The 14293-nt window shown below is 34.3% G+C and carries 11 protein-coding genes; 2 read left to right on the top strand and 9 right to left on the bottom strand.

Annotated features, from left to right (window positions below; all coding sequences use genetic code 11):
- Nucleotides 1-350: 350 nt before the first annotated feature.
- A complete protein-coding gene (locus Q1A01_RS12730; protein ID WP_299681281.1) occupies nt 351-3062 on the top strand; it encodes a carbohydrate binding domain-containing protein in 2712 nt (903 codons plus the stop codon).
- Nucleotides 3063-3130: 68 nt separating this feature from the next.
- Here Q1A01_RS12730 and Q1A01_RS12725 read toward each other — a convergent pair whose 3' ends face one another.
- From Q1A01_RS12725 to Q1A01_RS12710, 4 genes are read right to left on the bottom strand one after another with little or no spacing between them, the layout of a single operon-like run.
- Entirely contained in the window at nt 3131-3388 is a 258-nt protein-coding gene (locus Q1A01_RS12725; protein ID WP_299681278.1) for a hypothetical protein, read from the bottom strand.
- Nucleotides 3345-3689 (bottom strand): hypothetical protein, encoded by a 345-nt coding sequence (locus tag Q1A01_RS12720; RefSeq protein WP_299681275.1) that lies wholly within the window; start codon nt 3687-3689, stop codon nt 3345-3347. Before Q1A01_RS12720 ends, Q1A01_RS12725 begins: the two co-directional genes overlap by 44 nt.
- 13 nt (nt 3690-3702) lie before the next feature.
- Nucleotides 3703-4074 (bottom strand): fluoride efflux transporter CrcB, encoded by a 372-nt coding sequence (crcB, locus tag Q1A01_RS12715; protein ID WP_299681272.1) that lies wholly within the window; start codon nt 4072-4074, stop codon nt 3703-3705.
- Nucleotides 4075-4090: 16 nt separating this feature from the next.
- Nucleotides 4091-5113, bottom strand: a complete 1023-nt coding sequence (locus tag Q1A01_RS12710) for a GyrI-like domain-containing protein (protein ID WP_299681269.1) — start codon at nt 5111-5113, stop codon at nt 4091-4093.
- A 92-nt stretch (nt 5114-5205) separates the two neighbouring features.
- Here Q1A01_RS12710 and Q1A01_RS12705 point away from each other — a divergent pair, with 92 nt between their 5' ends.
- On the top strand, nt 5206-7245 hold the full coding sequence (locus Q1A01_RS12705; protein ID WP_299681266.1) for a dihydrofolate reductase: 2040 nt from the start codon (nt 5206-5208) through the stop codon (nt 7243-7245).
- Between the two features lie 58 nt (nt 7246-7303).
- Here Q1A01_RS12705 and Q1A01_RS12700 read toward each other — a convergent pair whose 3' ends face one another.
- The 5 genes from Q1A01_RS12700 to Q1A01_RS12680 form a co-directional block, all read right to left on the bottom strand.
- Nucleotides 7304-8068 carry a hypothetical protein gene (locus Q1A01_RS12700; RefSeq protein ID WP_299681263.1) on the bottom strand — a complete coding sequence of 255 codons (765 nt, stop codon included), beginning with the start codon at nt 8066-8068 and terminating at the stop codon, nt 7304-7306.
- Between the two features lie 146 nt (nt 8069-8214).
- Nucleotides 8215-9009, bottom strand: a complete 795-nt coding sequence (locus Q1A01_RS12695; RefSeq protein ID WP_299681260.1) for a DUF6503 family protein — start codon at nt 9007-9009, stop codon at nt 8215-8217.
- Nucleotides 9010-9016: 7 nt separating this feature from the next.
- The gene (locus Q1A01_RS12690) at nt 9017-9913 is read right to left on the bottom strand and encodes a T9SS type A sorting domain-containing protein (RefSeq protein ID WP_299681257.1); all 897 of its coding nucleotides are present in this window, start codon (nt 9911-9913) and stop codon (nt 9017-9019) included.
- 55 nt (nt 9914-9968) lie between these two features.
- Nucleotides 9969-12398 (bottom strand): T9SS type A sorting domain-containing protein, encoded by a 2430-nt coding sequence (locus Q1A01_RS12685; protein ID WP_299681254.1) that lies wholly within the window; start codon nt 12396-12398, stop codon nt 9969-9971.
- Nucleotides 12399-12405: 7 nt separating this feature from the next.
- On the bottom strand, nt 12406-14274 hold the full coding sequence (locus Q1A01_RS12680) for a T9SS type A sorting domain-containing protein (protein ID WP_299681251.1): 1869 nt from the start codon (nt 14272-14274) through the stop codon (nt 12406-12408).
- Nucleotides 14275-14293: the final 19 nt, after the last annotated feature.

The raw sequence follows: 14293 nt of genomic DNA, 5'->3' as shown, positions 1-14293 counted from the left end.
TTTCTAAAACACTGTAAACATAGGCTTTTTTGGAGTTGTTTGAAAATCAAAACTCTAAACAGAAAATAAAAAAACGCTGTATGTTTTTTGTATAGGTCTTCTTTGTGGATTCATCAAAAAATACCCCTTAAATTTGATTAATTCGAAATTACCATTGGATAAGTTTATCAATTTGCTATTATTTACTGACTTTAATTTCATAATTAATAATAGCTTTGATTCAGTAAGATTGTATTTCGATCACCTTAGAATTAAAAGTATAATAAAGAATGGTCCAAGTCATTCACACACAAACATTATAAATTCTAAGCTACTCATATTTAATGAATGCTTAATACACACACACAATTATGAAAAAAATTACTTTTTTACTTTTTATGTTTTTTGGGGCTATTGCATTGCAAGCTCAGGAAAATTTGTTATCCAATGGTGACTTTGAACAAGGAATGGTTACTTGGTTTGGTAATGCTTTTAATGTACAGGAAGATGGAGGAAATAGTTTTAATCTTTCCGATAATGAGGTTTCAGGAAATCCATTTGATGTAAATTTAAGCCATCCAGTAGCTCTTACAGCAGGATTAACATATACATTAAGTTTTGATGCATCAACATCTATGGAAGACGTAAGCAGAACAATTATCGCGGGTATAGGCCTTAATGAAGGCGATTTCTCAGCAGCAGTTGAAACAGTTACTGTTACTTCAGATACACAAACATATACTTTAGAACTAACTCCACCTGCAGGTAGTATGAATAGCCGTGCTTTATTTGATTTAGGAGCAGACGACGGTGTTTTAGTTATTGATAATGTAGTTCTTACTGTTGAAGAAACAATGAACGAAGACAATTTATTATCAAATGGTGATTTCGAAGAAGGAATGACTGTATGGGAAGGAAATGGTTTTAATGTACAAACAGATGGAGGGAATAGCTTCAATTTTGTAGATGTTGCTACAGCTGGAGATCCTTTTGCTGTAAATTTAAGTCAAAGAGGAATCAATATAGCAGAAGGTCAAACATTTACTTTAACTTTTGATGCGTCTACAGATGCAACAACAGCAAGTCGTACCATGATTGCGGGAATAGGTCTTTTTGTTGATCCTTTTACAAATCAAAGTCAAGAAATTACTGTTACGGAAGCAACACAAACATTTACATTAGAACTGACTGCTAATTTTAGTTCAGCAGATAGCCGTGTGTTATTTGATATGGGTGCAGCAGAAGGTATTGTTGTAATCGATAATGTAGTTCTTACCTTAAATGAAGAAATGAATAATGGTGATGAGCTATTATCCAATGGAGATTTTGAACAAGGAATGGTTACTTGGTTTGGTAACGCGTTTAATGTACAAGAAGATGGAGGAAACAGTTTCAATCTATCGGATAATGAAGTTTCAGGAAACCCATTTGATGTAAATTTAAGTCATCCAGTAGCATTAGAAGGAGGAGTTGCTTATACGTTTAGTTTTGATGCATCTACTTCTATGGAAGATGGGAGTAGAACTATCATTGCAGGAATTGGTCTGAATGAAGGTGATTTTTCTGCAGCTACAGAAGTAGTTACTGTAACTTCAGATTTACAAACTTATACATTTACATTAACACCCCCAGCAGGAAGTGCAAATAGTCGTGTATTGTTTGATTTAGGAGCAGACGATGGTGTCTTAGTATTGGATAATGTTTCTTTAATGTTAGCTGAAGGAGGAGGAGATCCTGAAATACCAATGGTAGCAGCACCAACACCTCCTAACAGAGCAGAAGATGCTGTATTTTCAATTTTTAGTAATGCATATAATAATCAACCAAATGTAGTATTTGGAGCATTTGGAGTAGGAACTCAGGATATTACAACTATCCAAATAGAAGGTGATGACACACAACAAGTAGTTGCAACCCAACCTGACCCACAATTTCTTTTGGTTGATTGGGGAACTATAGTAGATAATACTGCTATGACACACTTCCACATGGATTATTGGATTTCTACTGATTTAGCTACAGGATTAATAGCGAACCCTGCATTATCAAACCACGTAGGTGATGCTGGAGAAACGTCTGTATTTGGATTAACAAATCCTGTTAATACATTTGGAGAGTGGGTATCTGTAGATGTACCTCTTGCAGATTTTGATTTTGGAGATAATACGCAACAAAGAGATGCTTTAAGACAATTTGTACTTACAGTTGCAGGAGCAGACAATGGAGCAAGAACTATCTTCTTAGATAATATATACCTTCATAATAATACGACTGAAGAGGAGGAAGATCCTGAAATGCCACTAGTTGCTGCACCAACTCCTCCTAATAGAGCTGAAGATGCTGTATTCTCTATTTTTAGTAATGCATATACAAATCAACCAGATGTAGTATTTGGAGCATTTGGAGTAGGTACTCAGGATATTACAACCATTCAAATAGAAGGTGATGACACGCAACAAGTAGTTGCAACCCAACCTGACCCACAATTTCTTTTGGTTGATTGGGGAACTATAGTAGATAATACTGCTATGACACATTTCCACATGGATTACTGGATTTCTACTGATTTATCTACAGGATTAATAGCCAACCCTGCATTATCAAACCACGTAGGTGATGCTGGAGAAACGTCTGTATTTGGATTAACAAATCCTGTTAATACATTTGGAGAGTGGGTATCTGTAGATGTACCTCTTGTAGATTTTGATTTTGGAGATAATACACAACAAAGAGATGCTTTAAGACAATTTGTACTTACCGTTGCAGGTGCAGATAATGGAGCAAGAACTATCTTTTTAGATAACATCTATCTTCATAACAATACAACGCTTAGTACAGAAGAATTTACAGCTGTAGATATTAGTGTATATCCAAATCCATCTTCAGATCGTTGGACAGTTTCAACAAGTACTGATATTATTACATCTGTAGCAGTATATGATCTTTTAGGAAGAAGAGTATCTGTTGCAACACCAAATGCAAATGCATTTGATATCGATGCTTCAAACCTAAGAACAGGTATATATTTAGCAACAGTTACTACAAACCAAGGGCAAGAAACAATAAAACTAATTAAACGCTAGATTCTTAATCCTAGGGGGATTACTTAATTTTAGTAGGAGAGGGCTATTATCTTAGGATGATAGCCCTTTTAATTTAAAGATCTATCATCTATATGGTATTTACTCCTTGTTGTTTCATCAAAAGTAACTGTAATATGATCACTACCCGCATTAGTATAGGTTTCCGTAATTTCTATAGCTGAGATCCATACTTTAGTATTATTTTCAAACTCAATACAAATATCTTGTGGATAATAGGTGCGATCTGTATGTCCTGCTATTGTCCAATAGGACCAAAAACTCTTAATGCTTTTGATTTTCTGTAAAACACGTTTTTCCCAAAACAAATTTTCTTTTACAGGACTTTTTTTGAATATCAGCATTCATTTTAAATTCAGATACAATACTTCCTGTACTAAATTTTAGGTCATATTGATGATAGATACTATCCCAAATAAAATAATAAGATGTATCATCAGACATTTGAAGTTCCACCCCGTAATCTAAAGAATGGAATTTGTCCTGATTCCAAGTTGGTTTTCCATAATTAATTTCATAATAAAACACATTCATAATTGATTTGCCTATCAATTTTTGTAATGGCTTTTCATATGTTGTAATTTGAAGTTGTAATGCTTCTTCTTGCAAAGGTGAAAATATATTATAGTGTTTTTACAATCCACATACCTCCAAATACAGCAAGAATACCTATGGTAAAACTGGCAATGGCATAGAAAGCAAATTGCATAAGGTCTCCAGATTTTAAGAACGTATGATTTTCATAAGCAAATGTGGAGAAGGTCGTAAACCCACCACAAAAACCTGTCGCTAATAAAAGAGTTGTATTACTAGAAAGTGTATCATTTTTTATTGCCCATCCTAAGATTAGCCCTATGATAAGACTTCCTATTATATTTGCTGTAAACGTACCATAAGGAATACCTGTAGTAGATGTATTCCAAGCTTTACTTAGTAAATATCGAGCTATACTTCCTGTACCTCCTCCTATAAAAACTAGTAGTAATTGTTTCATATGATGTTTATCTCTTTTATTCTATAGGGATATAGATATCTGTCGTCCAATCTGCAGGATTAGGATAGTTTCCGGGGTCATTTGTGTAAATCTCAAATGGTTTCTGTTCACTTTGTGTAAGTTTATATTGCGTAATATACTGCATTGCTTCGGCCCATGCTTTTCCTAAATAGGTGTAATCACCTTGTAGAGAAACTCTAACTGCTTTTGTTCTGGGTAGATACCCACTTAAAACAGTACTATCTTCAGTTATATCTACAGCATTGGGAACAGGAATTGCATTGCTCATGATGATGCTTCCGTTGGGATTCATTTCATTATATATCGTAAAAGGCATACCAGACTGTGTCATCCCTTTTTGTTTCATAAACTGGTCAATTTCTCCATAATTCTTCCCCATAATAGTACTAATGTTAGTGCCGCTGGCAGAGGTTGTTTTATATAGATAAAAGCCACCTCCATGTTCAGTGATTCCGTGTATAGTAACCTCGTGGTCTTCCATTTGTTCTCTTACATATGTTTCCAGCCCTTCTAGACCAGAAGTATACATCGTACGCATATCACCTTCAAAGTCAGTTCCTGAAAAAGCAAAATATACTTTATCCATTAAGGTATGTTCACCTTCTACTTTCCAAGATACTTCCACAACGCCATTATCTTTTGGAGTAAATTCCCACCCTACTTTAGAAGAACGTTCACCTCCTGGTGTTTCGAGCGTGAGATTTTGTTCTATAGCAACATTTTCTTGAACTGCAGTGGTTTTCATACTACCAGGAAACTCACCGTCCCAAGAATATCCACCACCAACCCCTACAGTGTTCGCATTATAGGAAAATGTCATTGTAGAGTCTTCTTTTTTCCATGGTCCCCAATGTTCCCATGTTTTGTAATCATTTACAGTATTGTATAAAATAGAAGGATGTATTTCAATTAATCTACTTTCTTTGATATCATAACGACCATCTTTTGAAGCAAAATAAATAGCACTGCCAATTAAAAAAATGAGTAAAAGAAAGAATAGAAATTTGAAAACTTTCATTGTATATATGGGGTTAGTTAGTGTAGCTAAGATAGTAGATTTTTAAAACTTCTATTTTTGGTATATTTACGCATACAAAAAAACGAATCTAAATGAAATTTAAAGCATTATATGGCTTTGGACTTGCTGCATTACTAGCGGTAAGTTGTGGTCAAGATCAACAAACTACAAAAAACGAAGATATTTCTGGTAACGCTTCCGCGAAAGCGAAAACAGAAGCATTTAATTACCAAGTAGATCAATTTGCAGATATCAAAATATTACGATATCAAATACCTGGTTTTGAAGATTTGACACTCAAAGAGCAAAAGCTAGTATACTATATGACGCAAGCGGGACTTGCTGGGCGCGATATTATGTGGGCGCAAAACTACCGTCACAACTTAGAAATTAGAGATGCGCTCGAAAAAGTATATACTTCGTATACTGGAGATAAAAGTTCTGAAGATTGGAAACACTTTGAGGAATATTTAAAGCGTGTATGGTTCTCAAACGGAATTCACCATCATTATAGTAATGCAAAATTACAACCTGAATTTTCTGCAGCATACTTAAAAGAAATATTGGTTGCTTCTGGAGCAACATTAGAAGGAGAAGCTTTTGAAGTAATTTTTAATGATCAAGATGCAAAAAAGGTAAATCTTTCTAAAGATGCAGATATTGTATTAGAGAGCGCCATTAATTTTTATGGACCTGATGTAACTACAGCCGATGTAGAAGCATATTACGGAGCTATAGAAGTAGACAAGAATGAGCCTATAGAAGTAGGATTAAATACACGTCTGGTTAAAGAAAATGGAAAACTTGTAGAGCAAGTATATAAAAGTGGGGGAATGTATGGTGCTGCCATTGATGAAATTATTGGTTGGTTAGAAAAAGCAAAAACAGTTGCAGAAAACCCAAAACAAGGAGAAGCTTTAGGTCTTCTTATAGAATACTACAAAACAGGAAGTTTAGATACTTGGGATGATTACTGTATCGCATGGGCAACTTCTACAGAAGGGAATATAGATTGGATCAACGGATTTATAGAAGTGTATAACGATCCAAAAGGATATAAAGGTTCTTACGAAACTATCGTGCAGATTAAGGATTTTGATATGTCTAAAAAAATGGCAGTACTTTCTCAAGATGCACAATGGTTTGAAGACAATTCACCATTAATGGCAGAACATAAGAAGAAGGAGGTAAAAGGAGTTTCGTATAAGACTGTAATTGTTGCAGGAGAAGCAGGAGATGCTTCGCCTAGTACACCTATTGGAGTGAACCTTCCAAATAACAACTGGATTAGACAAACACACGGAAGTAAGTCAGTTTCTTTAGGTAATATTATAAACTCTTATGCAAATGCAGGAGGATCTGGTCGTTTACAGGAGTTTGCACATGATGGAGAAGAAGTTGAATTAGAAAAAAAATATGGACAGTTAGCAGATAAGTTACACACTGCTTTACACGAAGTAGTAGGACATGCATCTGGACAAATTAATGAAGGAGTAGGGACGCCTAAAGAGACATTGAAGAGTTATAAATCTACGATAGAAGAAGGAAGAGCCGATTTGTTTGGATTATACTACTTAATGGATCCAAAACTTCAAGAATTAGGGTTGGTAGAAGATTGGGAAAAAACAGGGATGGCTGCATATGATGGATATATTCGTAATGGATTAGTCTCTCAATTGGTACGTCTTGAATTAGGAGATGATGTAGAAGAAGCACATATGCGTAACCGTCAGTGGGTAAGTGCATGGGCATTTGAAAAAGGAGAAAAAGAAAATGTTATAGAAAAAGTAACCCGTGAAGGAAAGACATTCTATAACATAAACGATTATACGAAGCTTAGAGCGATCTTTGGAGAGTTATTACGTGAGACACAACGCATCACATCAGAAGGAGATTATGAAGCAGCTAAGGCACTTGTAGAAGATTATGGTGTAAAGGTAGATCCTACACTTCATAAAGAAGTTTTAGATCGTAATAGCAAGTTTAAAAGTGCTGCTTATAGTGGTTTTGTAAATCCTGTGATTGTTCCAATTATGGGAGATGGAGAAATTACTGGCTTTGCAGTAGAACAGCCAACAGATTTCCAAACGCAAATGTTGGAATATGCTAAGACGTATGGTTTCTTAAAATAAGTATATTATTCATAAAAAAAATGGCTGTCTACATAGAATAGACAGCCATTTTTTTGTTTTATATACTACAGTCACCATTTGCAAAGTCTTCTAAAGTAGGATTATATCCATTTAATTCAATACTAAACAGAACAAAATCTGTATTCAAAACTGCATTTTGAATAGCGCAAAAATCTGTTAACATCGGGTTTCCGCACAAAACCGTTGTTGAGGACCCTGCACAAGTAGCATTTTGACCTAGTAAAACAGCAGGTAATGTAGTCACATTTTCTAATCCATTTAAACTGCTTAATACAGGGTTATTCCCGAAGATAAAATCGGTAGTATTAAGTGTAGTTAGACTCTCTAGCCCTTCGAATGATGTTAATGCTATATTTGTATCAATATTAAATCGAAAGTTTTCTCCAGGATTTCCAATAGTAGTTAGATTGTCTAATCCCTCAAAATTAATTAGATTTTGTGTTGTGCTGATTGTTAAGCCGGTTACTTTTTCTAAATTATTCAGACCTTCAAAAGAAGTAATAAGATCAGCATGAATACGTAATGAGAATAATCTAACTTCTTTGAGAGCAATAAGAGGTGTTAGGTCGCTCACATTATCTTCATCAAACAATTTCCCTATAACTACTTGCCCTTCTATAATAGTATAGTTGTTGGCTCCAAATTCATTTACTTCTTGTTGTGTTTCGAGAGTAACATTTCCTGTAAAAATATTTTCTGGAAACTCTTGGGTTTCAGGTCCTGGATCTGGATCAGCATCAGAAGAACAAGAAGTGTATAAAGAGATAGATATTAGTAAAAATAAAATAGTAATTTTTTTCATGGTTTGTTTTTAGTTAGTATTGATGTTTAGTGAAACTAATAACGTCGTGAAGAAGAGTAGTCATAACCGATAATAGTTAACTAAAATAAAAATAGGCTTAGTTGTAAAACTAAGCCTATTTTATATAGTATACTTTTGTAAAGTGTTTACTCTTCAACTTCAGCTCCCTCAGGAATCGCAAATTTAGAAGCATCTAATGGTTTTTCAGTGATTGTTGCATTTGTAAATGAACGTTCACCACTTATTTTTGTAGGAACTCCATCTTCTACAGTATACCATTGTAATACACTTGGTAATTGTAATCCTCCAACATCATTCCACTGATCGTATTTGATAAAGCTGAAACGATCGCTTTTTTCATTTTTTCCATAGGTTACTGTATACGCAAGCCATTCCATTTGATTTGTTTCTGGATTACGATATACGATATATTCATCATCTGGAGCATCTCCAATACCACTTCCAAAAGAAATTTTAGTACCAGGATATGTTACACCTTCAAATTCTAATGCAGGGACATCACTATAGGTAATACCATCATCACCTAATACAAAAGGCATCGCATAAAAGTAAAACATTAAGTTATGATAGAAACGAGCACGTTTAATTGGGAAATGTGCAGAATCTTGTGCAATCCATACTTTTTCGCCATTAAATCCTAGTGTGTATTTTTCTGTTTCGATGGTAACTTTACGGGAATTTAAATCTACCGTATGATGCTCATTGCCATTTTCCTTTTTTAAGGTAAATGCAAGCGTTTTCATGTCATTCCATTTCTGAATACCGCCATGTGCCTTGAATACAGGAGCAATTCCTTCTGGATATTCTTTTGCAATGGTTTTGGTAACTTCTTCAGTAACAATTGTTGTAGTTTCTTGTACTTTTTCTTTACAGCTTAAAGCGAAAATAGCTACAGCAACTAAAATGATAATTTTTTTCATTTGATGATTAGTTTTTAATGAATTGTATTGGTTTTCTGTTATCAATTTCCATAAAATAAACACCATTGGTAAGCGTATGCACATCCATTGAATAACTTGTTGTGTTATTATTTACTACAGATAATACAGTACGACCTAAGGTGTCATATATGGTTATTGTAGCATCTAAGTCGATATTTTCTACAGTAATTACAGAAGAAGAGGGATTTGGATATACTTTAACAGAAGATAAACGCTCATCGTCAATACTTAACTCTGGATCTGCAATGATTTCAAAAGTAGCAATGGTTACACACTCTTCCTGTGGTGCATTTTGAAAACGCACATATATAGTTTGCATTTCTGGAATAGTGTTGGTATAATTTTCAGGGTCAGCAATAGGGTTTAAATTAGCTTGCGCATCTTCTAATGTTTCATAATATGTAATATCTAATACAAAAGGATCATTCGTGAACTGAGGGATAATGTCGGTAAGGTCAAATACTTCAAAACCATCACCTTCAACATCAAAAATAAGTAAAGGTTCGGGTGTAGTGGTATCTGGTTCAAAAGCCAATCGTACTTCAATAGTAAAAGTAGTAATCTGACTATCTCCATTACCTTGTACACGTACAAACACCAATTGAGGGTTTACGACATTCTGATAACTCCCAGGGTTTGGGAAACCAGGACCATTACCAAGCGCATCTCCAGACGTAAGATGAAACGAGACGTTTACATTGGTTTGATCTCCAATAATCTCAGGAATAGTCGTCGTAAGATCAAAGAATTCAAACCCATCTCCAGGATTATTAATATCACAAGTAAATAAATCCTGTGGTTGGTTTGCCGTTACTTGCGAAATAGCAATTGAAGAAGTTAGCATACACAGCACTCCAAGTAATTTTATAGTAATTTTTTTCATCCTATAAAAGTAAGGAACTTTATAGAATTCCGAGATACTTTTATAGGATGCTAGCTTACTTCTTTATAAATCGCAATGTCTGAGATTGATTATCGATGCGTATAAAATAGATACCTTTTTTAATAGAAGGAAGTACTACTGTATGTATGATTTGAGAAGCTATAGTTTGCTCTAGAAGTAACTTTCCTGTAATATCGTAGACACTAATTTTGTCAAATGGAATAGTACCTGTTATTGTAATATTTGCTGTTGTTGGATTTGGATATACAGCAAAGTTTGCTATTTCAAAATCATCAATACTTAACGCAACATCAGGATCTAAGAAATCTGGAATATCATTATCATTTGTATCATCATCTAGCGGAGATCCACTGTTGTTATAATCTTCATCTATGGTTAATACACCGTCTCCATCATCGTCGTCGTCCAGATAGTTTTCTATCATATCATCATCAGTGTCTATAAAGTCTTGAGGTGCAATACCAGCTCCTATTCCTGTGATTTCATCGATGGTCATGACTAAATCTCCATCATCATCATCATCTAAGTAATTAGGAATATCATCATTATCTGTGTCATCATCTTCTAAATCTCCATTACCATTCAAGTCTTCCTCTTCATCAGGAACTCCATCATCGTCTGTATCTACACACGCATTTAGATTAAGTTCGAGTGTTACTTGTGCAGAACAAAAAGTGGTAGTACTTTGATCAATATCAGTAACTACTGCAATAACAGTAGATGCATTACTAGTATAATTAGTAGGATCTGCAATAGGAACATTATTATCTACGGCAACTTGGTTTACAAACCAATTAATCTCATAATTTGCAGGATTTAAACCATTTAATATCTCAGATTCTCTGGTGGTTAAGTCAAAAAAGCCAAGTCCGTCACTATCATTATCACAGACACTATAAGCACTAGGAGTATTGTTAATTTCAGGAGTGTTTAATACGACAAGGTTAAGTGGTTCTATTGCAAAACAACCTGAAATTGTATTTTCTATTCTGGCATATACTGTTTGGAAAAAAGGGTCATTACTATTGATATAATTCATATCATCTATATCTATACCAACAACGGCATTGATCGCATCACTTTCAGTAAAATAATAAATGACTTCTACATCTGGAGCTCCACCAGTAATTTCATCATTACGACTCGATAGAACAAATGCATTAAAAATTCCATCATTATCATCGTCACATACTTCATAATCTGAAGGAGTCGTAGTTATAGGAATAGGAAATGCCTCTAATGTAATTGTAATAATTCTAAAACATTCTGTAGTTGTAAGAGGGTCTATATCTGTAGCACGTACATAAAGAATTTGTGGATTAGCAACACTTTCATAAGGTATAGTTATGTCAATAGATGGTGTACCTATTTCTGCGTCTTCTAATGTCTCATGAAAAGTTAAAGAAGCGTTAGTTTCTCCATTTAATATATCTTCTTGTAATGGAGCTAGGTCAAAAAATCCGATACCATCATTAGTATCATCACACACAATAACATTTGGAATAGAACTTGGAGATGGTAAAGCATTTACAATTAATGTGACAGGCACAACACTTGAGCAGCTATTAGGAGCAGTGATCCAAACAAGCATCCAAACAGTTTGTATGCCAGGAGTAACATTTTGATACATATCTGGTAAAGGGTTCTGGCTATTATTTGCATCAGATTGTGTCAGGTGAAAAGAAATAGCCAAATTTGGATCACCATTAGTAGCATCAATAGCAAGACTATTTAAATCAAACGTTGCTAATTCATCTACATCGCTACCGCTTTCTATGTCATCACAAACTTCAACAGGGTCAGGTGTCGTAAAAACAGGTTGAGGGTTAATAATTACATTAAAAGAAGCAATGGAAAAACATCCAGTTGTTGCACTTTCTAATCGTGCCCAAATGACAGTACCTGGTGCGCTAACAAGATAATTTAATGGATTACCAATAGGAAGAGCGTTATTAGTTGCATCCGTTTGACTTTCATGATATGTAACTGTATAGTCAGTAGGGTCCAAATTTCCTATAATCGTTGGTGTATTTATATGAAGATCAAATACAGCCTGATTACTTCCATCATTACATTGTATAAGATCTGGTAATGGAGTTGCTATAGGAGGATTATCGTTAACAAACACATTAAACACTCCAATTTCAAACATATTCGAATTAGCAATTTCTTCTACACGTATAAAAATAGTAGTAGTCATGCTTGTAAATGCGTTTGCATTTGGTATAGGATTCACATTAGTAGTCGCATCAGCTTGTGATATATGATACGTAATTTGAAAATCTGCAGGATTTTGAGTTCCTAAGACAATAGCGTTATTTTGAGTAAGATCAAATGTGGCAAAACCATCATTATCATCATCACATATGTAAAGGTCTACAGGCGGATTTTCTATAGATGCTATAGAAGCTTGCGTCGTATAAACGCATCCTACTAGTAGGATATAAAAAAGTAGTTTTTTCATTTGATGATTAGTTTTTAATGAATGTAACTGGTCTTCTGTTACTCACACTTATAAAATAGAGCCCGTTCGTTAAGGTACTTATATCTATAGAATACCTTTCCGTAGTATCATTTGTAAAGAATAATACAGTACGCCCTAAAGTGTCGTAAACGGTAATTGTAGCATCTACATCAATATTTTCTAACGTAACTACTGATGTAGCAGGATTTGGATATACAGCAAAGTTTGCTATTTCAAATTCATCAGTGCTTAACGCAACATCAGGATCTAAGAAATCTGGAATATCATTATCATTTATATCATCATCTAGAGGAGATCCACTGTTGTTATAATCCTCATCTATGGTTAATACACCGTCTCCATCATCGTCATCGTCCAAATAATTTTCTATGGTATCATCATCGGTATCTATAAAGTCTTGCGGCGCAATACCAGCTCCTATTCCTGTGATTTCATCGATGGTCATGACTAAATCTCCATCATCATCATCATCTAAGTAATTAGGAATATCATCATTATCTGTGTCATCATCTTCTAAATCTCCATTACCATTCAAGTCTTCCTCTTCATCAGGAATGCCATCATCATCGGTATCTACACAATTTTCAATAACTAAGTTGACTTCTACAATCACAAAGCAAGGAAGACCATCTATAATACTTACAGTGCTTTCAACTCTAACATATAGTGTTTGTAAAGATGGGATACTATTGTTGTAGGGAACATTAGGATCAATAGCAGTACTAGGGTCTCCAATGACTGCTTCTGATGCTGTTTCAAAATAGAAAATATTAACTACTTCTCCATTTGCAATCACATCATTTAAAGTAAATAAATCAAAGGAAGCAAAACCATCTGCATCATCGTCACACTGTGCTAATTCAGTATTAGGAACTGGACTTGGTAACGGTAGTACTTCGATATCAAATGATCCCTGAGTAGCACAAGAAGTAAAAACAAATGTACTTACTGTAAATTGAATTGTTTGAGGATTGCTGGTATTGGTATATGCCGATGGATCAGCAATAGGAATATTTGCATTCAGATCAGCTAGTGATGCAAAATAAGATACCATTAACGTCACATCACCACCTGTAATATCGTCTTCAAAAGTGGTTAAGTCAAATGTAGTAATTCCTATAGGGTCTTCATTAACACTATCATCATTACAAACAGTGATATTAATATCCATCCCTGATGGATTGATTTCAGGAGGAGACACAATAATAATATTAAAACTTGTGATCGCTACACAGTCATTGATAGTACCATCATTACGTTGAACACGCACCCAGATAGTTTCATTAGTATTTGCTATTTGATTTGTATAGTTAAAAGGTGTAGTTATAGAATTTATACCGTCAGTAGCATCTAAAAAAGAAGTATGGTAAGTGATAATAAAATCAATAGAATCTTGACCTAAAAGAATCTCATCTTGTTTTGAAGCAAGATCAATAGATATAAATCCATCTTGATTTAGATCACATCCTATAAGATCACTTATATTTGAAGATATATCTGGAAGAAATAATACAATCACATTAAACACTCCAATTTCAAATAGATCTGTATTAGCCGTTTCTTCTACACGTACAAATACCGTAGCATCACTACTTGTATATGCATTTGGATTAGGAATTGCATTAGTGTTATTTTCTGCATCTGCTTGTGTTAGATGATATGTAATATTAAAATCAGCAGGATTTTGAGACCCTAAAACAATAGTATTGTTTTGAGTAAGGTCAAAGGTAGCAACCCCATTATCTTCATCACATGCTCCAAGATCTACAGGCGGGTTTTCGATGGCTTCTAAAGAAGCGGCGTTGGTCGTAAAAACACATCCCAATATCAGGACACAAAGTAATAGTTTATTCATAATTAGTAGTTTAAAAGTA

It is taken from the genome of uncultured Dokdonia sp. (genome assembly GCF_947492815.1).
In the GTDB taxonomy this organism is placed as follows: Bacteria; Bacteroidota; Bacteroidia; order Flavobacteriales; family Flavobacteriaceae; genus Dokdonia.
The sequence above is the reverse complement of the archived record's forward strand: the minus strand, read 5'-3'. Positions and strand labels throughout refer to the sequence as shown.